The organism is Mesorhizobium sp. AR07 (assembly GCF_024746815.1).
In the GTDB taxonomy this organism is placed as follows: Bacteria; Pseudomonadota; Alphaproteobacteria; order Rhizobiales; family Rhizobiaceae; genus Mesorhizobium.
In genome coordinates this window covers 984,016-1,006,706 of the sequence record NZ_CP080528.1, presented here as the reverse complement: position 1 = coordinate 1,006,706, position 22,691 = coordinate 984,016, and the positions used below count along the sequence as shown (strand labels likewise).

The 22,691-nt window shown below is 59.1% G+C and carries 17 protein-coding genes and 5 pseudogenes; 11 read left to right on the top strand and 11 right to left on the bottom strand.

Annotated features, from left to right (window positions below; genetic code table 11):
* Nucleotides 1-35 precede the first annotated feature (35 nt).
* From BPNPMPFG_RS41010 to BPNPMPFG_RS40990, 5 genes are read right to left on the bottom strand one after another with little or no spacing between them, the layout of a single operon-like run.
* Nucleotides 36-590, bottom strand: coding sequence for a 3'-5' exonuclease (locus BPNPMPFG_RS41010; RefSeq protein ID WP_258598629.1), 555 nt, complete (start codon nt 588-590; stop codon nt 36-38).
* A complete protein-coding gene (locus BPNPMPFG_RS41005) occupies nt 587-1,753 on the bottom strand; it encodes a hypothetical protein (RefSeq protein WP_258598628.1) in 1,167 nt (388 codons plus the stop codon). The genes BPNPMPFG_RS41010 and BPNPMPFG_RS41005 overlap by 4 nt, the downstream gene beginning before the upstream one ends.
* Nucleotides 1,753-2,649, bottom strand: coding sequence for an AAA family ATPase (locus BPNPMPFG_RS41000; protein ID WP_258598627.1), 897 nt, complete (start codon nt 2,647-2,649; stop codon nt 1,753-1,755). Before BPNPMPFG_RS41000 ends, BPNPMPFG_RS41005 begins: the two co-directional genes overlap by 1 nt.
* On the bottom strand, nt 2,646-3,140 hold the full coding sequence (locus BPNPMPFG_RS40995) for an HORMA-1 domain-containing protein (RefSeq protein ID WP_258598626.1): 495 nt from the start codon (nt 3,138-3,140) through the stop codon (nt 2,646-2,648). Before BPNPMPFG_RS40995 ends, BPNPMPFG_RS41000 begins: the two co-directional genes overlap by 4 nt.
* A 1-nt stretch (nt 3,141) precedes the next feature.
* The gene (locus tag BPNPMPFG_RS40990) at nt 3,142-4,086 is read right to left on the bottom strand and encodes a CBASS oligonucleotide cyclase (protein ID WP_258598625.1); all 945 of its coding nucleotides are present in this window, start codon (nt 4,084-4,086) and stop codon (nt 3,142-3,144) included.
* A gap of 215 nt (nt 4,087-4,301) precedes the next feature.
* On the opposite strand from BPNPMPFG_RS40990, the gene BPNPMPFG_RS40985 reads away from it, so the two are divergent.
* The 3 genes and pseudogenes from BPNPMPFG_RS40985 to BPNPMPFG_RS40975 form a co-directional block, all read left to right on the top strand.
* Nucleotides 4,302-5,366: a helix-turn-helix domain-containing protein gene (locus BPNPMPFG_RS40985; protein ID WP_183455325.1), complete on the top strand. Its 1,065-nt coding sequence runs from the start codon at nt 4,302-4,304 to the stop codon at nt 5,364-5,366.
* 3 nt (nt 5,367-5,369) lie between these two features.
* Nucleotides 5,370-5,870 (top strand): PIN domain-containing protein, encoded by a 501-nt coding sequence (locus tag BPNPMPFG_RS40980; protein ID WP_258598624.1) that lies wholly within the window; start codon nt 5,370-5,372, stop codon nt 5,868-5,870.
* 48 nt (nt 5,871-5,918) lie between these two features.
* Nucleotides 5,919-6,260 (top strand): annotated as a pseudogene (locus tag BPNPMPFG_RS40975) (IS5/IS1182 family transposase); the annotation flags it as partial.
* A gap of 84 nt (nt 6,261-6,344) precedes the next feature.
* On the opposite strand, the gene BPNPMPFG_RS40970 reads toward BPNPMPFG_RS40975, so the two are convergent.
* Entirely contained in the window at nt 6,345-7,376 is a 1,032-nt protein-coding gene (locus BPNPMPFG_RS40970; RefSeq protein WP_258598623.1) for a LacI family DNA-binding transcriptional regulator, read from the bottom strand.
* 232 nt (nt 7,377-7,608) lie between these two features.
* On the opposite strand from BPNPMPFG_RS40970, the pseudogene BPNPMPFG_RS40965 reads away from it, so the two are divergent.
* The 4 genes and pseudogenes from BPNPMPFG_RS40965 to BPNPMPFG_RS40955 form a co-directional block, all read left to right on the top strand.
* Nucleotides 7,609-7,837 (top strand): annotated as a pseudogene (locus tag BPNPMPFG_RS40965) (fatty acid desaturase); the annotation flags it as partial.
* A 113-nt stretch (nt 7,838-7,950) separates the two neighbouring features.
* Nucleotides 7,951-8,107 (top strand): annotated as a pseudogene (locus tag BPNPMPFG_RS43555) (ferredoxin reductase); the annotation flags it as partial.
* Nucleotides 8,108-8,132: 25 nt separating this feature from the next.
* Nucleotides 8,133-8,519, top strand: coding sequence for a hypothetical protein (locus BPNPMPFG_RS40960; RefSeq protein WP_258598621.1), 387 nt, complete (start codon nt 8,133-8,135; stop codon nt 8,517-8,519).
* 8 nt (nt 8,520-8,527) lie between these two features.
* Nucleotides 8,528-9,439, top strand: a complete 912-nt coding sequence (locus BPNPMPFG_RS40955; protein ID WP_258598620.1) for a LysR family transcriptional regulator — start codon at nt 8,528-8,530, stop codon at nt 9,437-9,439.
* A 133-nt stretch (nt 9,440-9,572) separates the two neighbouring features.
* On the opposite strand, the gene BPNPMPFG_RS40950 is transcribed toward BPNPMPFG_RS40955, so the two are convergent.
* The 5 genes and pseudogenes from BPNPMPFG_RS40950 to BPNPMPFG_RS40935 all read right to left on the bottom strand — a co-directional run bounded on the left by BPNPMPFG_RS40950 (nt 9,573) and on the right by BPNPMPFG_RS40935 (nt 12,511).
* The gene (locus BPNPMPFG_RS40950; RefSeq protein WP_258598619.1) at nt 9,573-9,899 is read right to left on the bottom strand and encodes a TniQ family protein; all 327 of its coding nucleotides are present in this window, start codon (nt 9,897-9,899) and stop codon (nt 9,573-9,575) included.
* Nucleotides 9,900-10,141: 242 nt separating this feature from the next.
* Nucleotides 10,142-10,486: an ATP-binding protein gene (locus BPNPMPFG_RS43550; protein WP_413776975.1), complete on the bottom strand. Its 345-nt coding sequence runs from the start codon at nt 10,484-10,486 to the stop codon at nt 10,142-10,144.
* Between the two features lie 194 nt (nt 10,487-10,680).
* Nucleotides 10,681-10,740: pseudogene (locus tag BPNPMPFG_RS43545) on the bottom strand (hypothetical protein); the annotation flags it as partial.
* Nucleotides 10,741-11,404: 664 nt separating this feature from the next.
* Nucleotides 11,405-12,093 (bottom strand): annotated as a pseudogene (locus tag BPNPMPFG_RS40940) (response regulator).
* A 70-nt stretch (nt 12,094-12,163) separates the two neighbouring features.
* A complete protein-coding gene (locus BPNPMPFG_RS40935) occupies nt 12,164-12,511 on the bottom strand; it encodes a Spy/CpxP family protein refolding chaperone (protein WP_258598617.1) in 348 nt (115 codons plus the stop codon).
* A 459-nt stretch (nt 12,512-12,970) separates the two neighbouring features.
* On the opposite strand from BPNPMPFG_RS40935, the gene BPNPMPFG_RS40930 reads away from it, so the two are divergent.
* The 4 genes from BPNPMPFG_RS40930 (at nt 12,971) to BPNPMPFG_RS40915 (ending at nt 22,682) form a co-directional block, all read left to right on the top strand.
* Nucleotides 12,971-13,996 carry an IS110 family RNA-guided transposase gene (locus BPNPMPFG_RS40930; protein ID WP_258597186.1) on the top strand — a complete coding sequence of 342 codons (1,026 nt, stop codon included), beginning with the start codon at nt 12,971-12,973 and terminating at the stop codon, nt 13,994-13,996.
* 244 nt (nt 13,997-14,240) lie between these two features.
* On the top strand, nt 14,241-15,398 hold the full coding sequence (locus tag BPNPMPFG_RS40925; RefSeq protein WP_258598616.1) for an IS110 family RNA-guided transposase: 1,158 nt from the start codon (nt 14,241-14,243) through the stop codon (nt 15,396-15,398).
* 358 nt (nt 15,399-15,756) lie between these two features.
* The gene (locus BPNPMPFG_RS40920) at nt 15,757-15,954 is read left to right on the top strand and encodes a hypothetical protein (protein WP_258598615.1); all 198 of its coding nucleotides are present in this window, start codon (nt 15,757-15,759) and stop codon (nt 15,952-15,954) included.
* Between the two features lie 284 nt (nt 15,955-16,238).
* Nucleotides 16,239-22,682, top strand: a complete 6,444-nt coding sequence (locus BPNPMPFG_RS40915) for a non-ribosomal peptide synthetase (protein WP_258598614.1) — start codon at nt 16,239-16,241, stop codon at nt 22,680-22,682.
* Nucleotides 22,683-22,691 lie beyond the last annotated feature (9 nt).

The window sequence follows — 22,691 nt, the reverse complement described above, 5'->3', positions numbered from 1 at the left end:
TTTCGGGCTAGCAGGTAGCTCGAAGGCGGGCTATTCTACCGATGCCGCATCAATTGAGATTGGATCAGACGGAATAGCTCTGCCTGGTACTGTGCGTCATGTAGAGCATCATGATCTCCTTCCAAGCGAGGCCTTAAAGCCTTCGCGATTTTGCTCGATCGGGTGTCTGCCCAGTTGCAACCGGTCGCCCCCATATACATGGCCTTGATGTCGAGCGCTGTGAATCCGAACGGATTTCCTCCGCCAAAGCGATGGAAATAGTAGTTCACGAACGACCAATCGAAAGGGGCATTGAACCCAACAAAGACGACACTTCCGTCGACACCCCCCGCCATCGCCAGCCAGTCCGTGAAGCGTCGCATTGCCTCCGAGGGGTCCAGTCCTGCTCGGGCGAGTTCGTCCAAAGAAAGGCCCGACACCTCAAGAGCCTTAGGATCTGCATTGCGATTGATCGGCTTCAGTTCGCAAGCAAACGTGTTCGTTGGGGCGAACACCTCGCAGGCACCGATCGATAGAAGGCTGAACTCGCCGGGGATGGGGCCGGCCGTTTCCACATCGACCGAAACGAAGATTTCTCGCTTTCCACTCATGAGATCAGGGGCTCCGCCGGGACGAGGGAAGGACGGTTGCGGATGGACTGCCAATGCTCTCGGAACGCTCGCCGCCTGTCCTCCGCGCTTCCCGTGGTCTTCCAATGGAGACCTGAGAAAGTCGTAATATCGAACGGCAGGCTGGATCCTTCGCGTGCCATCACCATGGTTGGAAGACCACGGCCAAGAGCATAGCCAAGCTCAAGGAAGCAGTTCGGCCGTGTCCCGGTGATGTCAGCAAGAACGACGCTGCTGCGATGTAGCTTCGCGAATATCTCCTGATCAATCCGGGCATGCTCATAGGCTTGGCGACCGTCGATCACGACGAGGCGGTAGCCAAATTCGCCTTCGATTACGGGCTGAACCACCGTGTCGAAGAAGGTCTGCACATCGGCATAGTCGGGTAGATCTGGATTGAGCAGCCGCACGGCAAAGGCCTTTGGCCTCTCCAGCGCTTCCAAAAGTTCGACAAGCACGGAGACGCGATCGGGAATTGACTGTCGTGAAGGAAAACGAATCTTGTTGATCCAGTCATGAGCATCGCCATCGTCGGCGATCTGAAACAGCCGCCGGCTCTGGGTGCTGGTCAGCCCATAATTATGGAGTCGGCGCGCACCTGTCGTCTCGGGACAGAGCGGAAGGTTGAGCGGCACGATTGGTTTGCCTGCATCGTGATAGAGATTGGCGAGATAGAGCACGCCCTCAGTCCCGCCCAAGGCCACGAGAATATCTCCGAACCGCGCCTGCGCCTCCATGCGCTTGCTATTCATGTTCCAATGCGCGGCGTTTTCGATTCTCACCAAAGGCGAAGCGCGCAGCTCGTCCCAGAGGCCGGCATATTCCGCCGGAATTTGATCCTCACTCTTATGGTGCTGGACTGCCACCGCGAGTGATCCCGATGCATTCGCTGGACGCAGTGCCAGATTGTCCTTGATCGTCTTCCAGACCAGCCAATCGAAGCAGATCGGCAAGCTGTCGCTCTTGCGCACTGGGTCAGCGTCAACAGGGATAACGAAATTCGCGCCGCGCTTGACCAGCTCTTTTACCAGAGCGGAGACCAGTTCCCGCGCCTGATTCACATCACCAGCCGCCGCGACCGCAACATCTTCGACGATGCTGCCGGCGAGATGGATACGGCGGCCGAACAGCGGAGAGCGAGTCATCACTTATCCTCCATCACCGGCGACGCCTGCAGGGTGGCCGCCACAGATTTCAGATGTTCGAAGCGCAGCGGCTCCTGCGGATAGGCCTTCGCTAGCGCTGCCGGATATAGCCGAGTGCGAATGTCCGAATAGGTCCAGGTTGGATGACCAGCGCGCGCACCCGTCGCCGCGACAAGTTCGTCGAACTGTGTTGGCGCCAGGCCAAGACCGGCCAGGTCCATCGTGAGGAGCTGGCGACGTTCCTCATCGGAGGGGCGCTTGAACTCCTCGATGATTGCGGCACGCCGGCGAAGTGCCGCGTCCAGTGCCGAGAGACGGTTGGTGCAAAGGATCACAACGATGCGGCCGCCATATTGGCGCAGGTCATCAACGCCCTGGATCAGCGTGTTAACGGCCACCTTGTCCTCGTGATGACTGTGATCCTGCGCGCGCGAAGCGCCGAGGCTGTCGCCTTCGTCGATCACAAGGATCGCACGGCGATGTTTGCCAGCGGATTGAACGACCTTGCGAAACGCCTCGGCGATCAGTGTGCCCATCTCGCCGACCATGCCGCTGCCGCGAACGCGATTGGAGAGCTTGAAAAGAATGGAATCTTCGCTCTTAGCCTCCGCCACCAGCTTGTTGGCAATGCATTCGGCCATAGCCGTCTTTCCAGTCCCGACGTCACCGTAAAAGATCACCAGCGGATATTGTTCGGCGACAAGATCGCAGATGGCGAGCTTGCCGCCGTGATGTTTCCGGTTCCATTCACCGAGGCCGCCGACATTAAGCAGAAGGCGAAGTTGATCATGGACGTGGGCGTAGCGCGCCTCGAACCCCAACAGCGTCCTCTGGCGCATGGTGAGCGTATCACTGGGAAGCGGCGTTTCGCTGTCAAAGATGCTCGGCTGGCTCACGCTGCCCAATCCTTTCGTTGCATGCCATAGGCGTTGCTCGCGTAGCCGCGGCCACCTGCCGACATCAGGCTGGCATGGCTGGTGTCGTCGTAAGTCGGCACCCACCCGATTTTGAGCTTGCCCTTTGTCGCCTCGCGCGCCTCGCTCGTATAAGCATCCGTGTAGCTGAGCACGATACGCAGATGCGCACCCGACACCTTTGGCCAGAGGACGCCACCCGGCCGGCTCGACGTGAGTGAGCCTGCGTCGGTATCGACATCAAAGCGGACGGCTTTCACCTCGACGCCATTGCTGAGCAGCGTCACGTCAACCCATTTGAGATATCCAGCCTTGGCCAGCACCTCGATGTCATATGCATAGTTGGCAGCTTCCGCCGCGGTCCAGGCGCCGGTACTGTCGGCGATCATGGCGAGATCGGCTTTCACACGGCGGACGACATTTTCGATGTCGACGACCGTGTAGGTAGCAGTTGCTGTTCTGGTCTGGCTCATCTCAGTCTTCCGTGTTGAAGCGAGGACCGAAGATTTCCTTCCAGACCTCGTTGTCATTTTCGGCAGATGCGAAATTGGCGGTTTCCCAAGTCACCTCAGCCGACGCGACAATCTCCTTGCGCTCGGCCTCAGAGATCCGGCTGGTCACGTTGTTCAGACTGTAAACGGGATCGAGAATGATCACAGGGTCGGAGAACGTCGTGAAGGGCGCCGTGTTCTCAGGAAAACTGATTTGGTCCTTGAGGCCGGATTGAGCGATATAGAGAAGGAAGTTCCGAAAGCGCTGTTCGATGCTCCCCGAATTACCCTGCGTCGCCAGGACATGCGCCATGATCAGTTCGATGGCGAAGGATTTGAGCGGTTTGATCTCCGCTTGATTGCGCCATTTTTTTGCCATGCGCACCAGCGTGCGGAAATCGCTGTCCTCATTCTTGCGGTCCCGGACAAATTTGATCTGGCATGGCGCGCAGGTCTGGATCTTCGACCCATCATGGATGTCAAACTGCCAGCCATAGCCAGGTCGGTTCTCGTCCTCGATCACCGGGACGATGTCGACGCTCAGTCCGGTCCCCACGAAGGTGACCGTCGCGGCCTTGCGCTGGATCTCGAAATCTTCGACGGACTTGCTCGGATATTGCTTCATCAGCAGGTCATAGATCGTGTTGTTGAGGCTATCGAGCGTTTCCTTGTTCGCGTCGCGACCGGAAATGTAGAACACGATGTCGACGTCGACTGGATCGACGCTGGTTTTGTGCAGGATCGTAAATTTGGCGAACGACCCAGCCTTCACCACCTTGGTGATCTTGATCTCGGTCTTGTCGCGGACGCTCTTGCACAATTCGACGATCAAGCGGTCAACCTGTTCGTGATATTCCTTCCTCTTGTCCGACGGCAGGCGCAGGACATTACTGTCGTAGTAACGCAGTTCCGTATTGCTCAACGCCATCGTCCCGACCTTTCTCGCTCGGCGCCTGCCTATCACCCGCCTATGATCGGCGGGCCGTTTCAGTGGTGCGCTTCATCTGTTCGGTTTACAAAACTGGAAATCTTGGCAGTGCGACTATCAGATAGGAGCCAATTCACGCCTTTTCAAGGGATTTCAGTTTACAAAAATTCTCCTATATTCTATAGATGGAAACCGACGATCGCAAGGAGGCCGCCATGATCGGAAGCAAGCTCAAAGTGGCCCGGTCGGCGTCGGGCCTATCGCTGCGCGCCCTTGCCGATGCCATGGGCGGTATCGTCTCAGCCCAAGCCATCGGAAAATATGAGAGAGATGAGGACATGCCGAGTTCGCGCATCCTGATGGCAATGGCGGCCACCCTCAACGTCACGGAGGAGTATCTCCTCAGCGAAGACGAACTTGCCCTGGAAGGTGTGGATTTCCGCAAGAAGGCCGGCACCTCATCGCGCGAGGAGGCTGCGCTGGAGGCGCGAGCGATTCACATGCTCGAGCGCTACCTGACGATAGAAGACTTACTGCAAATGCGCAGCGTCGATTGGGAGCAGCCACGCAGCGCTCCCCACCCGGTCGCAGACATGCGTGATGCCGAGGACGCAGCCCGTTCAGTGCGCGAGGATTGGGGGCTCGGCAACGACCCCATTCCACAGCTCGCCGAATTGTTGGAGGAGCGCGGCATCAAGATCCTGTCGCTCGATCTCGACGATATTGATGGCCTTGCCGCGAAAGTGCGGCGCAAGGACCGCAATGCCGCGCGCGTCATCGTCATCAAACGCAGCACCTGGTCGGAGCGCAAGCGCTTCAACCTAGCGCATGAGCTTGGTCATATGGTGATCGCACCGTCTGGCGGCGTCGACGAGGAAAAAGCAGCGCACCGCTTTGCCGGCGCCTTCTTGATGCCCGCAGATGCCCTGCGCGCGGAGGTCGGTGCCAATCGCTCGTCGATCAGCCTCGGGGAACTTGTCGTCTTGAAGAAGCGCTTCGGCGTCAGCATTCAGGCTCTGACGTATCGCTGCAAGGATCTCGGCATCATCAATCAGGCGGCCTTTGGTCGCCTGTTCAAGATATTCGCCGAGCGAGGATGGAGAACAGCACCATTCGAGGAACCGGAAACGATGCTGCCGGAACTGGAGGAGCCTAAACGTTTCGAGCGATTGTGCTATCGGGCACTTGCCGAGCGTGTCATCGGTGAGGCGCGCGCTGCGGAGTTGCTGGGCATCTCCGTCCGCGAGCTCGATGCCAGGCTGGATCAGGTGGTGGCTTGATCCGTGCCGGTTCTCGTCTCAGACACGTCGGTTCTGATCGACCTGGAGCGAGGCCAGCTTCTGGAGGAGATGTTTCGTCTACCCTTCGAATTCGCCGTTCCCGACCTACTCTATGCAAGGGAACTCGCGGGACCGCTCGGCGAACAACTGGTGGCGTTGGGACTTCGCGTTGAAGTCCTGACGCCAACGGAACTGGCTCGGGCGACGATGGCGCGGCGGCAAAATGCCCGCCTGTCTACACCAGATACATTCGCTTTCGCCATTGCTAAATCTCGTCAATGGACACTTCTCACCGGTGATGCCGGCCTACGCGAACTTGCTCAGGCAGAGCGGATCAACATGCACGGCGTCCTGTGGTTGTTCGACCAACTTGCCGATGGAAACCACGTTGCCCTTGAACGGCTCCATCAAGGTCTGAACATCATTTTCACTCATCCAAGATGTCGGCTCCCCGCGCACGACGTGCGACGCAGATTGGTCCGCTTCGCTCAAGGAATTGGTTAGGCGTCAAAGATGGGCATCGAGTTGCCACTACCCTCCAGTTAAGTGCATTGGCAAGCAGTCATCGATCATAGCGCTGCCGCCGCAATCGTCATTCCGCCTCGCGTCAACGCGGTCGAACCATTCGACGATAGACCTCCCGGCCAAAGGAACCAGCATATCGCCGCAATCGGCAGAGACGGCCGGATGAAATGGCAGGTCTCCAACGGTTATGGCAAACGCTCGCTGGTCGAGACCGCCATAGGGCGATACAAGTCCACCATCGGGCGGCGTTTGCGGGCACGGTCGCTTCCCGTTCAGCAGACCGAAGTCGCCATCGGCTGCGCCGTCCTCAACCGCATGCTTGCCTGCGCACGCCCGAAATCCGCCCGCCGCAAGGCGGCCACGGCATAGTCTGCCGCTTCAAAGATCGACATCCGCTCAAGTCCGGACCCATGCACCAACGCCCATCTATGATAGATTTTATCGCAGAGACGCTTAGATATTCTCCGGCAGGTAGATGTCGAAGGGCAGGAAGGTCTGTCCCGGCGCGTTGGCGGCGCCGTCCTTGATGGTATGCGCCATGAGATCGACGAGATCGCTGCTCAGCCGCGCCAGCGGCGTTGCGAGCACCATGGTGACGATGTTGTTGGCGAGTGCAGCGCGCGACTCAGGCGTTATCTCGTTGCAGATCATGACCGGAGGCTGGGCAGGCATGGCCATTCTCACCGCCGTGATAGCTCCCTCCATGCCGCCCCCGGCTATGTAGCACCCGACGAGATCGGGATGCCTCTCGAGCAGGTCGAGCATTGCATCGTGAGTCAAATCGGCCGTCTCGAGATTGACCAGCGTCTCAAGTACTATGAAGTCCGGTGCGTGTTCCCGGAAGTAGGCGCGCACGCCGATCTCGCGCAACTCTTGGCCGTGAAAGCGGTGGCTGCCGACAAACACCGCGACCTTGCCGGGCCGCCTGGCGCACTTCGCGATCATCCACGCGGCGGTGCGTCCTACCTTGCGGTTGTCGAGGCCCACATAGCCCTCCCGTACGCCGGAGGCGCAATCGGACAGGAGCGAAAACACCGGAATACCGCGGGCCTTCAAGCTCTCCACGGCGACCGTGACCGTTGGATGATCGGGGCTGACCAATGCGACGGCGTTCGTCTTCGCTGCCAGTTTCTCCAGATGGACGACGATGTCCTCGGGAGCCTGGCTCGACCAGAAATCAATGACCGCAACGCCGCGGAACCGCGACGCATGGGTCGTCGCGGCCTCCAACTCGCGCGCGAACTCCTGATAGAAATGCTGCTCGGGCTTCTGCAGAAGAAAGCCCAGCCGGTATTCCGGGAGATCCTGGCGGATCCGCTGCTTGATCAGGGGCGCGGCGTGGTAGCCGATGACGGTCGCCGCCTCGTAGACCCGCTGCGCCGTCTCCTCGCGCACCGGAAGGCGGCTGTTCAAAACCCTGTCGACCGTCGCCACGCTGACCCCGGATGCCCGAGCCAAATCCGAAACCGTTGGTCGCTTGGCCAAGGCTAGCCTCCTTTTGAGGTTTCGAAGGAATGATAGTGGATGATAGAAAAATTGCAAGATCTGTTGAGGTAAATGATTGAATATGGTAGTTCTGTTGCATGACGGTTTGTCAGCCTTGGTCCTAGCCTGAAAAAGGAAGATCGTGATGAGCGCAACTGCCGCAGCCGACGACTATAGGCAGACGAAACGCGACTACAGTCTGATAGGGCGCTACGCGCAGCGCGCCGTCGAGCATATCAAGCCCCACAGGTTCCCGATGGTGCCGTACCACGCGCTGCTGAAGCTGAACGGTTTGGTCAAGCACGACCAGCCGTCGCCGTCGATCGCCGGCAACCGGCGAAATGATCCCGACCTTCCTGCGCCAGTTGCGCAACGAGGACTACTTCGTCAAGCGCGAGCTGCCGCCAACGGCGCGGCCGTATCGCGAAGAGTTCCACGCCGAAACCAAGGTTGCCGCGGAACAACAGCCTCCCAAGGCTACGGAGGCGGCGGCCCGCCGCCGCCTCCGACTTCCATCAGACAAGATCCACGGAGATGAAAGTGACGGATTGGATCGAGGCCTGCGGCGCCGGCCGCGGACAGACATCTGCTTTTGGCGAGCGGCATCGGTCCCGGCAACGCCGTGGCCCGCACATTCGCCTGGCCGACATGCTGATCGCGAGGCGGGCGCGGCGTGACCCTCGGAACTGATGTCGCCCGACGTGAAACTCAAGACGTTGCTGGCGTCATGATCGCGCAAAATGTGAGGTGCAGCCGATGAGCAGGAAGAGACCCACGGTAGCGGATATCCGCGCCTTGAAAGACAAGTATCAGTTCACGATGATCCGCGTGGAGACGCTGGACGAGTTGGAGGCTGCCGAGAGGGCCGGCGTCGACATGGTTTCGGTGCCGCCTGAGATCATGGTTCTTCCGCATTTCCGCGAGGTTGCGCCAAGCCTGTTTGCGGTGCCGGGCGTCAATTTCTTCGAGGTCGGCATGGCGGACGATTTTGTGCGCTGGGCTTTCGCGCTCTACAAGGCGAGCGCCGACGCCGTCTATTGCAGCGCCAGTCTGGCGACCGTGGAGCGGCTCTCCGACGAGGCCATTCCGGTGATCGGCCATGTCGGGTTGATCCCATCGCGGGCCACCTGGACGGATGGATAGCCGCAGACATGCGTTTCAAAGGGCTTGATCTGAACCTTCTCGTCGTGCTCGACGCCCTGCTGGCCGAGCGCAATCTCTCGGCGGCGGCACGACGCATCAACCTCAGTCAGCCGGCCATGAGTGCGGCCGTCGCCCGGCTGCGCGATTTTTTCGGCGATGAACTGTTCAGCATGAGCGGCCGAGAACGTATTCTGACATCACGTGCGGCAGCACTTGGCCCCGCAGTCCGCGAGACTCTCCTAAACATCCAGTCCTCGATTATGTCGTCGGATCCGTTTGACCCTGCTCGATCCGATCGCCGCTTCAGGATCATTATTTCCGATTTCGCCGCGCTCGTGTTTTTTGAAACGGTCGTGGAGCGTGTTGCCCGGGAAGCCCCCGCCGTCAGCTTCGAATTGATGCCTCTCGACGGCAGCCCCGATGAGGTCCTCCGGCGTGGTGAGGTCGATTTTTTGATCACTCCGGATGTGTTCATGTCGAACGCGCATCCAAGAGTGGCGCTTTTCCACGAGAGGCTCGTATGCGTAGGCTGTCCCACGAACAAGCAGCTGCCACGGCACCTTACATTCGAGAGATACATGTCGATGAGGCACGTCTGCGTCAGGTTCCGACGTTTGCTGAAGCCCTCCATCGAGGAAGGATTCTTGCTTGAGCATGGTCTTAAAAGACGTGTCGAAGTCGTCGTGCAGAGCTTCAGCATAATCCCGCCCATGGTGTCCGGCACAGCTAGTATAGCGACCGTGCCCCTCCGGCTGGTCAGGCATTTCGAAAACACGTTTCCCCTTCAGGTTGTCGAACTTCCGCTGCCGCTTCCCGGTTTCACCGAAGCCGCCCAGTGGCCGGCTCTCCACAATAGCGATCCGGCAAGCATCTGGATGCGAGAGATAATGATGCAGGAGGCATCTCGGCCAGAGCTATGACGGAATTTGGGTGACTGGGTTGATCAAGCGGCGCTTTGCGGCGTTGGTGCATGGGTCCGGACGGTGGTGTCACATTGATTGAGCCGTAAGGAAATTGAGGTAGCAGCGCGGGGCAGAAATGCTGCGGGATTAGCTACGTCTGATCGAAGGGGGCAATCCCGCCGCGGCAGGCGGGACATCGATCCCGAAGGCCGCAACCGTGCACGAAGCAGAAAAGACGCGATGCCAGTCGCCACTGCCGACGAAAATACAGAGCCTCGTCGTCGGCGAGGCAAAAAGGGGAATACTGAATCCAGGTCGAACGGTTGCGCTTGGCCCTTTCGCGCAGTGGCAGCAAGAGCGGTGGCAGAGCCCGACCAGCCATTGCCACCGCCAAGATTGTTTCCCGCGAAACGCCTGTCTGGCGGCCGAGCAGAGTTTTCGTCGAGGGCTTCGAGAGGCCTTTTGGTGAGGTGATCATTGTACGTTTTCCCTTTGGTTCCTCACGTCCTATTACTGCCCATGTGAGCTTCGACAGCTTGTTCGCGACGTGCTGGGAACGGCGGAGCGACCAGCGTTATTCAGCCGCGGTCAGCCTCGCCAAGGCCTGCTCCCGCCGACGGACGGCCGGATCGTTCATTAAATCCGTCCTCCTTCGAGGTTCGCTGCCCTCCGCGCCTGCTGATCTTTTCGCGGAACCAGTACCCGTCGGGAAGGCGTTAATCATACCTCTCCTTCCGCCCTGCTTTCACAAGGATATGCGCCCGCCATATCAAGATATTGCCGAAAACGTGACGACAAAGCAGGCGCCGCCGTCGGATGGTGATTCGTGGTGCACGGTTGCGCCGTGACGCAAGGCGATCTTGCGCACCAGCGACAGGCACCGAGGTCCCAGCCGGCGGCCGTCTCGCTGCGGCCCTGTGGCCGGAAGAAGGGCTCGAAGACGCGCTCACCGGTTCCTTCCGGCAGGCCCGGCCCGTGATCGCACACCTTGAGCACCACCGAGCCGCCTTCGATCCCCACATGCGCGCTAACCGGCGGGCAGCCATGTCTCTGCGCGTTCTGCATGAGATTGCGAACCACCGCGTGAGCAGCTTCGGGTCGCCCGACACGACGCCAGGTTCGCCTGAGACGTCGACGCCGGACCGTGCGCCTTCCTCGGCCGTGAGCGCCAGCAGATCCACCGGCTCCAGCTTCTCGATATGGTCGAGCCGGCCGGCAAGCAGGATTTCCTCCACCAGCGCATCGAGTTCGGCGAGGTTGCGCACGATCTCGTCGCGCATCGGGCCGCTTTGTTCGTTGGCTATGAGGTCGATCGCCATGCGCAGCCGCGCAAGCGGCGAGCGCAACTCGTGGCTGGCATTGGCAAGCAGCGAGCTATTCGCGGCAAGCAGCCGCTCGAACTGCTCGGCGGCGCGGTTGGAGCTCGCCGCCACCGCCGCCACCTCGTCGCTGCCGCGCACGGCGACGCGCTTGTCGAGAGCGCCTGCGCCCCAGCGATCGACGCCCTGGCGCATTGCTTCAAGGCGGTGTGTGAGATGACGCACGACTGGAAAGGCGGCAAGCCCTATCACCGCGGCGATCAGCGCGAGAAAGCCTGCCTGGCCGAGCGGCATTCTCAGCCGCGCCGCGATCACACTTCCGTCCAGCTGCCGGCTGATCAGCAGGTGATGCCCGCCGGGGAGGATCCTGCGCGGGGATCCGAACTTTTGCGGGGAGATCGGCCGGCCGATCTCTGCAACCAGCCCCCCTTGCGGGCCGAAGACGGAGATGTCGGCATTGAAGGCCGCCGAAACCCGCTCGGCCGTCGCCTGCAGCAGAGCGGGGTCGGAGTCCGCCGGCGGCATCGCCGCGAAGGCGTCGCACGCGGCATGGTCGCGTTCCCGGCTCATGTGCAGGAAGGAAGGTCGCGCTGGCGATCACCACTGCAGCGAAGCTGACGAGCACGGTGAGATAGATCTTGACGAAAAGGCTGTTGCGCATGGCTTATCTGTCACCGTCCTGGAAACGGGCAAAGAAATAGCCCGCGCCGCGTACCGTAATGATGCGGCGAGGATCTTTCGGATCGGTCTCGATCGCGGCGCGGATGCGCGAGACATGCACGTCGATCGACCGGTCGAACGCCAGTTCTTCGCCCTTGACCATGTCCATGAGCTGCACGCGCGACAGCGTACGCCCGGCATTTTCGGCGAGCACCACCAGCAGGTTGAACTGGTAGCTGGTCATCGGGCAGTCGCGCCCGTCGACGCGGGCCGAGCGCGACGAAGGGTCAATCTCCAGCCGTCCGAAGCGCAGGATGCGCGGGGAGCCGGCGTTGCGGCGGCGAAGGATCGCCTTCAACCGCGCCAGCAATTCGCGCGAATTGAAAGGCTTCGGCAGATAATCGTCGGCGCCTATTTCCAGCCCCACGATGCGGTCAGTCTCGTCGCCTCGCGCCGTCAGCATCAGAACCGGCACGTCGGAGTTCGCGCGGATGCGCTTGAGCGCCTCGAAGCCGTCCATGTCGGGCAGCATGACATCGAGAATCACGGCATCGGGCGACAGCCGCGCGATATCGGCAATGCCTGCGCCCGCTGTATCCGCCGTTCGCACACGAAACCGTTGCCCGTCAGATATTCCGCGAGCATGGCGGACAGGCGCCTGTCGTCGTCGACGATGAGAACCTGGTCCGCCATGCTCGTTTGTCTACTCCGATTCGAACCTGTGCCGGTACAGAGCTTACCAGCGTCGGTGCCAGCTGCGATCCTAGAAAAGTTCGACCAGCTCCGCCCGCTGCTCGGCCGTCAGCACCGCGGCGGCGTCGAGCAGCGCCGTCGTCAGCTTGCGCGAGACCTCGTCGACCGCCGCGATACGCTCGGCGCGCAGCTTCTCCACTGCCTCGCGGTCGATGGTTGCGGCGCCGAGCAGCTTGGCGACATCGTCTCGCGTATCGCGGAAGCCGCACTTGATCGGGCGGACATCGTCGCGGAACTTGTCCATGATCGCCTCCAGCTTATCTTCCTGCTCGGGTGTGGCGTCGACCTCCCCGAACATGCACTCAAAGTTATGCCCGCCGAACCCCATCCCGTCGCGGAAGTTGGCCTGCATGTGCATGTCGGGTCCGCCGTGGCCCCCGCCCATGCCGAGCGCTGCATGCGCCCGTAATCCTGGCTGAGCGCGCCAGGGACGCCGACGCCGGCAAGCGCCACTATCGCGATGCCGCCTATGGCGATTCGCTTGCCCCAGCTCTTCTTCTGCGCGGTGCCGGAGAGGCTGGCCGGTTCCTGATGGTTCGTTTCCATGATGGTCCTTTCGCTAATGCGGCATCTCTGCCGCGACTGGGCGAAACTACGAGCGTAATGTTTCGGCTGTTGCGGGCGAATGTAAAGTTGTGTGAAGCCGGCAAGGCGCTATTGCGGCGGGGAAGCGCGGGAGAGAGCTGGCTCGGGAAATTTGGACGGGGGTTATAAGTGGAATTTCTGCCTGAACACGGCGTTGATGGTGTAGACGCCCGCGACGACCGCAGTGTGTGGCAAAGTGGAGTTGTTTAAACCACCATTGGAGATGGGCATCATGAGCGAAGTTCGTACGATCGGTTTGGATTTAGCCAAGAACGTGTTTCAGGTCCACGGGGCTGACGAAACAGGTGCTGTTGTGTTTCGCAAGCAATTGCGGCGCGGGCAGGTTTTGAAATTCTTTGGTGGCCTGCCACGGTGCCTGGTTGCGATGGAAGCCTGCGGAAGCTCGCATTTCTGGGCGCGTGAGATAGGGCATTTGGGACACGAAGTCCGTATGATCCCACCGGCCTACGTGAAGCCCTTTTTGAAGCGGCAGAAGAACGACATGGCTGATGCTGAGGCGATCTGCGAGGCAGCGCAACGACCAACGATGCGCTTTGTTGCCGTGAAGAGCGAAGAAAGACAAGCCGCAGCAGTGGTGTTGCGCACCCGCGATCTGCTGATCCGGCAGCGCACGCAGACCATCAATGCGCTGCGCGGCCACCTTGCGGAATTTGGTGAAGTCGTGCCGCAGGGTTTAAGCTTCGCTTCGAAACTGATTGCGATGATTGAGGATCCGCAAACGGCTCTTCCAGAAACTGCGCGGACTGCTCTGCGGTTTCTGACAGCAAGCTTGTCCCAACTGAATGATCAGATTCGCGTGCTGGATGCACAGATTGTGCGCCGGGCTCGTGAAGATGAGACCGCACGCCGGTTGATGACAGTTCCCGGAATTGGCCCATTGATTGCCACCGCACTGGTGGCTCTGGCGCCATCGCCTGAAACCTTCAAACGTGGGCGGGACTTCGCCGCATGGCTTGGGCTTGTGCCGCGACAACATTCGACAGGCGGCAAACAGCGTCTCGGCTCCACGACGAAGATGGGGGATCGATCTCTGCGGCGGCTCCTGATCATAGGGGCCAATAGCGAGCTTGTGTGGCGCGCCCGCAAGGGTGCAACACCAGGCACGTGGCTGGCCAAGATGCTGGCGCATAAACCACCGATGCTGGTGAGGGTGGCGCTTGCCAACAAGATGGCGCGAATGATCTGGGCTATCATGGCCAAGGGAGGAATATACAGAGCTCCGGTTGCTGCGGTCTAAAGCCAACGTAACCGAGGGGACGTCGCAGCGAGAGAGGTCATCGGAAGTATGGCGCAACGGTCGTGAGACGGGATCAGGAAAACCAGTGTGCACCAAAGTGTCTCAAGAGCACGCGGCGTTGATTTGGACCTGACCTGCGAACACCATAAGGGCCCGCGGCATGTGTGAAAGCCGCATCACAGATCCCATGATTTGCGGCGCAGGCAGATTAGACTGCGCCATCTCAAACTCTGGAGGCCTGATCATGTTGCAATCATTCAACGGCGCAGAAGTTGTCCAATACGATCGTACGCTCGTGCTGGCTATCGAACTAAGCAACAAAAACTGGGTTTTGGCGGCCCAGGTGCCCGGCCTGCCGCAGACCAAGGCGAAGCGTGCCATTGAGCCAGATAAGCTTGCTCTTCAGTCCGCAATCGATGGCTATCGTGCTCGTGCTGCTGCTGCCGGCCACCCGGTAGATCGGGTGGTTGCGACCTACGAAGCTGGATGGTCCGGGTTCTGGCTTGCCAGATGGCTGATTGCCAAAGGCGTGGAGGTCCATGTCATCCAGCCTTCCAGCGTGCCCGTCGATCGTCGCATGCGTCGCGCAAAGTCGGACGGGATCGACGCCGAGTTACTCCTGCGTACGCTGCTGGCGTGGCTTCGCGGCGAACCGCGCGTCTGCTCCATGGTACCGATCCCTGACGAAGCCGATGAGGATGCACGGCGCTCTGTCCGCGAACGAACAGAGCTCGTGTCCGAACGCGTCAGCCTTGCCAACCGGATCGGTGCTGTCCTCGCGACGCTCGGCGTCGAGGACTACAACCCGCTCCTGAAAAACCGCCGGCGGCGTCTGGCCGACCTTCGTACCGCTCTGGGTGACCCAATGCCACCTCACGCCCTCGCCAAGATCGAACGGTTGCTGAGCCGGCTGGAGCTCGTTCTCGATCAGATCGCCACGCTGGAACACGACCGCGATGCGGTAGCGGAGGTGCCCGCTTCGGATGATGCCAGTCGGATGATCCAGCAGCTCTGCAGTCTGCGCGGTATAGGGGTGCAGAGTGCCACAATATTGGTCCGCGAGGCCTTCGTCCGTCGCTTCGCTAATGCCAAAGCGCTCGGATCTTATGCAGGTCTTACTGCGACGCCTTACAACAGTGGTGGGGTGGAACGCGAGCAAGGGATCGGAAAGGCCGGGAACCGGCGGCTTCGAACGGTGATGGTGGAGCTGGCCTGGCTCTGGCAACGCTACCAGCCTGGTGCTGCCCAGGTCGCCTGGTTCCGGGAACGCACCGGCTCTACTGGCCGCCGCGTCCGCAAGGTCATAGTGGTCGCCCTCGCTCGCAAGTTGCTGATCGCTCTGTGGCGCTTCGCCGTCGATGGTGTCGTACCCGAGGGAGCGACCATGAAGCCCGCCGTATAATAATTATCGAGATCGGGCAGCTCTGCGACGGCAAAGCAGCCCGGTGACCGAGGGAACGTCGCCGTTGTCCGGCGTGGTGCTCCAGTGCCGTCTTCACAGAGTGGTGCCGTTCCTTTGGAGCTCTCCCGTCCCGAATGCGGGACAGTGGTTGGGATATCATCCCGCCGGATGTGAGGTTAGCAGACAGGCCCTGCAGGAAGAGAGCTCACCTCGGATTACACCCATGGAAAAACATTGACTGGAGAATCATCATGTGAGGCCGGACACATGTCAGCACCCGACAACGCGCAATGCCAACTAAAGATTCCTCTTGCCAAACGGGCGTCTACACATGGTGCATGGGTCCGGACTTGAGCGGATGTCGATCTTTGAAGCGGCAGACTATGCCGTGGCCTCCTTGCGGCGGGCGGATTTCGGGCGCGCGCAGGCAAGCATGCGGTTGGCCATGCTATTCTGGCAGCGCGAAGCGCGTGATGCGTGTCCAAAACCTGACATCGTCAGAAAACATGTCAGGTTCAAACACATCTTGGGCACTGTGGAGGTTTTCCACGCGTAATCATGCGCATCCCGCGCGCGGAGCGCGCTGGCACGGCCTTTGCTGAATGAGATGCAGCGACATTGAGTGAGGGCTGACTGCACGCAGAAACTTCCCTTGAACCCGGCGCCTCGTCTCTAAGAGGTAAACAAGCTTGCGCATAAAGTCGCGCAACCTTTGGCAATAGCTTTGGAGCAATATGGTCTTGCAGATTGAGCCCCCGGCGTGGCGAGCCCCTCACAAACTTCCAGGCCTGGAATCGGCTCTGGAGTGAGGGAGCCCCAAAAATTGTAGGCTGGATGCGCATGTTTAACGAAAATTCACGTGAGAAGCACAAGCTGGACGGACGTCGGCTCACCGATGTAATCGCGGCTATCGATGAAATCGGGGCATCGTTTCCGGACAGAATCGCGATTACGCATGGCGCGGCGGAACTCACATATGGTGAGCTGCGAGTCATGTCGGCTAGAATCGCGAGCACTCTACGAGAGCGCTGCGCGGTGGGAACGATCGTGAGCTATTGTGGTGAACGAAATCCCAATTGGGCCGCTACAGTAATCGCAATTCTGAAGGGCGGCTCAACATATTTGCCGCTCGACCCATCTTTACCGGCCTCACGCACTTCATTCATGGTCGAGCAGAGTGGATGCACTCTGATTATCGGGCAAGAGCGGCCGGAAGCCCTTGGTCTGTTTCAAGAAAACAGCCACGGCACCCGAGAATTCATGACGGTGCAGACCGCGTTATTTGGGGACCGTGCCTCTTCTGCGATGCCCTCTTCGGCTGAGTGCGGTCTCGCTTACATCTTGTTTACGTCCGGTTCGACGGGGTGGCCCAAGGGTGTGATGGTCGAGCGTACCGGACTAAACAACCATTTGATAGCCAAGATCGATGCGCTCGAGCTGACCGAGAAGGACTGCATCGCTCAAACTGCATCGCATTGCTTTGACATCTCGCTGTGGCAGCTCTTGGCAGGGCTATGCGTTGGAAGCCGCGTCGCGATCATAGACGATGCCACGCTTAGATCTCCGATCGCTCTTCTTAAGGCGCTGCAGGGACAAGGCGTCACAATTGTCCAATTCGTCCCATCGGTGCTTGCCATATTTGTTGAGTATCTGCAGACACTCGCGGCAGACGAGCGCCCTCTCAGTGCCTTACGCATGATCTCCACGGTCGGCGAGCCGCTGACGCCTGCCCTGGCGCGCGCCTGGCTGGCACTGTATCCTCAAGTCCCAATTCTCAATCACTATGGCCCGACAGAATGTGCGGATGGGGTTACCCACCATGTGGTTTCTGTCCCGCCTAGTGCAGCTGACGCCTATGTACCGATCGGTCGGCCGATCTCCAATCTTGAAGTCTATGTCGCCGATGGATGGCGGCTGTGCAGGACGGGTGAAGTCGGCGAGATCTGTGTCAGCGGAGTCGGTGTCGCTGCTGGCTACATCAATGATAGCGCGCGTACCAAAGATGCTTTTTTTCCAAACCCGTTCTCCAACCATCCATCCCATCGGCGCCTCTACAAGACAGGCGATCGCGGACGCTTCAGAGCTGACGGCCTGCTGGAATGTCTTGGCAGGCGAGACCGTCAAGTCAAGATCCGGGGGCACCGGGTCGAGCTTGGAGAGATTGAGTCTCGGCTCTGCACCCATCCTTCGGTAAGTGGCGCCGTCGCCGTAGCACCCGTCAATGAAGGCGTGAAGCTCACAGCAAGAGACATAACCAAGGCCGACGGAGGGATCAGGCCAAGACGAATAGTGGCCTATGTATCGGCTCCTCCCGACGTCTTGGAAAGTGGACTCCGAAGCTTTGTTGCCGAAACGCTTCCTGCCTACATGGTCCCGGAGCGTATCATTCATGTCGATGGCATTCCAATTACCAGAAACGGGAAAGTAGACTTTGCAGCTTTGCCGGATCCGACGACCATTCGCCCTCAGATGCTGAATTCGTTCGAGGAACCAAAGACGGAGCTCGAAGGCAAGCTGCGAGGTATCTGGTCCAGCGTTCTTCGCATCAAAGATATCGGCGTGAACGACCAATTCATGGACCTTGGCGGGGACTCGCTCCGGGCGATGCTTATATTAGCCCAGCTGCAGAGGCAGCTCAGGGCGAAGGTGGATTTCAGGCTGGTGCTAAATGGGACCGTCAGGTCGCTGGCGGCATCGCTATCAAGCCAATCCGAGACGACACAGAACGTGCTTCCAGCGGGCCGGAAGCACGGACGATCATCGCTGACACGGGTGCAGGAACACCTTTGGTTCCTCTGGCAGCTCGATCCGGATGCGAAAAACTACGTCATTCAAGGTGGCCTGCGTATACGAGGAGCAATCGATCTGACTGCTTTCAATGAAGCTTGGATCAATGTCGTCAGGGCCCACGACGCGCTTGCGGCACGTTTCAGCGACGAAGATGGGCCGGTCCAGATTTTTGATGATCCGCATTACGCCAATTTAGAGTTGGTTGACACCACTCACCTTACGCAACAGGAGGCTGAGGAGCTTGTGGCGGAGATGCGGCAGACCGAGCTCAACGACGCCTTTGATCTCAGTCAGGGCCATTTGTTTCGTGCGCGCATGATCCGCCTTGCCGCGGATGACCATCTAATACTGATAACCGCACACGAAATTATCATAGATGCCTGGTCGATCTCCGTCTTGCTCAGAGACTTGCGAACGAGATACACCAATGCTGCCCCGTTCTCTCCAGAGCATCGTGTGTCACTCTCGGCCTATGCGCTCTGGGAAAGTGTACACGTTACACCGGACTTGCTGGTTGAGCAGCGGCGCTACTGGCGTGGGCAGATTGGCGACAATCCGCCCGCGCTTTTGCTAGCGAGTGATCGACCCCGGCCGAAAGGGAATTCCTACCGTGGGGCCTCGCATGCGGTTCCCCTTGGTGAAGAACTGTCCGATCAAGTGAGGGGTTTTGCACGTCGGCACAGGTGCACCACATCCACGATCCTGTTGGCATGCTTTAAGCTCCTGTTGCGGATGTATAGCGGCCAGGACGATGTCATCGTCGGTATACCGCACGTCGTGCGCGACCAAACAGGCACGGAGGAGATCGTTGGTTTTTTCCTCAATATGCTACCAATCCGAACCACTATCGATGTCAATAAGTCCTTTGTGGCTCACGTAACTCATGTGCAAGCCCTTGTCAGCGATGCCATCGCGAACTCGGCGTATCCATTCAGTTGGATGGTGAGGGACGCCCGATTGTACCGCGAAGCCGGTCGATCACCGATCTTCCAAGTCATGTTCAACATGTACTCCGAACCCCAGGAGCCACCGGCCGAACGCGATTTGGATCTGACGTTTCGTGAATATGACACAGGCTATGTGAAGTTCGACCTTACCCTGTATGCGCAAGACCAGGGCGATGAGATTGCGCTGCAATTGGCATATGCGGAAGACATTTTTTCAAGTCACGTGATCGCTCGCATGGCCGCCAATCTTCGCCATCTTATTGCTGCCTGTGTCGAGAGGCCGGCTGAGCCGATTGTCGCCCTGACTTGCCTGTGCCCCTCGGAGGTCGCCATGCTGGACGCGCTCAGGGGCGCTGAGCAGGTATATGAGAACGAACCTTCGCTCGTGGAAGCCTTCGATCAGGTCAGCGCAAAGAACGACCGGGTGGCGTATTTCGGCGAGTTCCGAGAAGTCACGTTCGGCCAACTGCGCGAACGCATGGCGGCGATCCAGTCCGCTCTGCGTACCGGCGAGGTAGGGCCGGGCGACATGGTCGCCATGCTGATCGACCGGTCACCTGAAGTGGCCACTACAACTTTGGCTATCCGGGCAATGCAGGCGACCGTCGTGCCTATATCGCCAGATTGCCCGAAGGAACGGATCAGCCACGTTGTAAGAGATAGCGGTGCAAAGCTCCTAATTCACGCCAGCGCGGACGAAGAGATCGATTTCGGTGTGCCGTCCGTTAGCTTGTCTTTCCTGCAGGCGAGATACTACCCCGCTCGGGCAATGCACTGCGAGGTCGAGCAGCCTGATAACAGCGCAGCCAGCCTGATCTACACCTCATCCTCAACGGGTAAGGCGAAAGGCGTTCTCATACCTGAGCCCGCAATACTCAATCGACTGAACTGGATGTGGCGATGCTTTCCGTTTGATGGCGCCGACGTGATCGTTGTTCAGAAGTCGGCGGGACTTGTTGCCGCAGCATGGGAGTATTTTGGAGGACTCCTGAAGGGGGTCCCAACGCTGATCCTGACCGATGACCAGTTGCTCGACCCCGACCTCTTGTTGAGTGCCTTGACTAGGCATCGCGTGACTCGGTTGTTCGCTTCCCCGCCCATTCTGTCCGGTCTGATCGCCTCTCAAAAACGACATGCGGAAACGACCAGCTTGCGCCTAGTCACAAGCAGTGCTGAACCGATGCCGCCATCGCTTCCTTCTCGTTGGCGACAGAGCTTTCCAGATGTGCCGCTATGGAATTTTTATGGCGCCACGGAATGCGCGTCTAATGCGGCAGTCTACGCAACATCGGAGGCGGACGATGGCTCTAAAGCTGTGCCGATCGGGCGCCCAATCGACAATGTGAAGATCTATGTGCTCAATGCACAGTTGGAGCGGGTTCCCGTCGGGGTAGCAGGCGAACTCTGCGTCGCGGGACGCTGCGTAAGCACGGGGTACTGGCGGGACCCAGAGCGAACGAAGCAAAGTTTCGTGCCCAATCCATATGATGACTGCCAATACGGCCTTCTTTATCGCAGTGGCGATATCGCCCGCGTCTCAGCCAAAGGTCTTCTGGAGATTTGCGGTCGATCAGACAACCAAATCAAGCTCCGGGGTTTCCGAATTGAGCTGGAGGAAATCGAAAACGCCCTTGAAGCGCATCCTGGAATTGCCAGGGCCACCGCAGTCGTTCGGGGAGTGGATGACAATCGCCGACTGGTGGCCATAGTGGTCCCAACTGACGATGGCCTTACCGCAGGAGACATTGTGAATCACCTACGGCAGGAATTGCCGCCCTACATGATTCCATCCGATTTTCGCATGGTGGACCGTATGCCACTGACGGCGAGCGGGAAGATAGATCGTCGTCGCCTCTCTTCTGTCCGATCCCGCGAGCTTCGGAATGCCCAATCTACTGAGCCGCGCACGGAGCGGGAGAGACTTCTTGCCGAGATCTGGCAAGAACTGTTGGGCGCCAAATCCATCGGGATCGATGACAGCTTCTTTGATATCGGCGGAAACTCTCTTCTGAGTGTGCGTTGCGTTACATTAGCGCGTAAAGCCGGACTGAGCTTGACCGTTGGCCAACTGTACAGAACATCGACCATTCGGGAATTGGCCAAGGAAATCGTATCGGCCACGACGATCTCTGCCTATGAGGCTCCCGATGGACCGTTGCTAGTGACTCCCGCCGTCTCATCTTGGAACAGCCTTGTCGGATTAGGCGAGCACTACAACCTTGGCGACCTTTTCTTCCTGCCCGCGGGTCTCTTGAATCTATCAATCCTTGAAGGCGCCCTTGCTCATGTCATTGGTCGGCACGAAGGACTGAAACTTCGAATAGTCCAAACCGAGAGCGGCCTATCTCAGGCAATCGGATCGGTACCCAATCCCCTCGTGGAAGAAATAGACCTGGTCGGCATGGCCACGGCAAAACAGCTGACGGTCATCGAAGGCGCCTGCGCAGAGCGTCAAACCAGGTTTCGGTTTGACGGTCAGACACCCCTCGTCAGGCTTTCAGCCTTCCGGACATCAGAGAGCGGCAACTACTATCTGCTTGTTTTGATGCATCACTTTGTAGCTGACGGGACTGGGTACCGACTGTTCCTAAATGCACTGGAAACAGCCTACAATACGCTAGCCGCAGGCGGGACCATTGCGGATCCAGAGACGACGCCTCTCTCTCAGTGGCTGGAGCGATTGGGCCATTACGCAGATAGCGAAGCGCCAACCGAACTCGAATATTGGGAGGGGGTTCGATATGATCTGCTCGATATGCATGTGAGCGATGCTGGCTCGGGTACAGCGGAATTTTTAGATGAAACTGCAAGAAGGCTCCATTATGCCCGCTTGGAGGGATTGGTAAATGAAGAATATTGCAGCCAACTTTGGGAAGATCAGGCCAAATATTGCGTAACGATCGGCGAGAAGGCGACGGCCAGACTTCTCAATGTCTCGGCGACGTCTGCGCAATGCGAGGATTTTGATATATTCCTTGCGGCTGTGTCAGGGGCGTTTGGCCGCGCTTTCGGGAATTACTCGCTCTGGATCGACAGCCTCACATCGACCAGAGGTGAGTTATTCGACGACATCGATCCGTCTCAGATCATCGGCTATGTCGGCGAGCTGGTTCCGCTTCCCTTATATCTGACTGGGAAGGAGTCTCGTCCGGATCGCGCTCGTTCGATATATCGGCAGCGCAACGCGCTGCCGCGCCGGGGGATCGGTTTTCGGGCGATGAAGTTCTTGAATCGGGATCCGGCAGTGCGGAAGCGGATCGATCATTTGCCGTTGCCTAGGATCGGACTGAACTATCGAGCACGACTGCAACGCCATTATCCACGGCGTCTGCTAGCCAGAGATCCGCACTCACTTTGGATCGGCGAAGATATGGAGCAGTCCGCCATGAACTACCTCTTCTGGTTTCGTGTCGGATACGAAGCTGGTGAGCTACAAATCGAAGTGAGATACGATCCAAGACAAGTTGGCTATGGAACGACCCGCAACCTCTGCACAATCTTGCGCCAGGAACTGCTCCAGATAATCAATACATCTGAAGATGTGTAGCCGACCTGT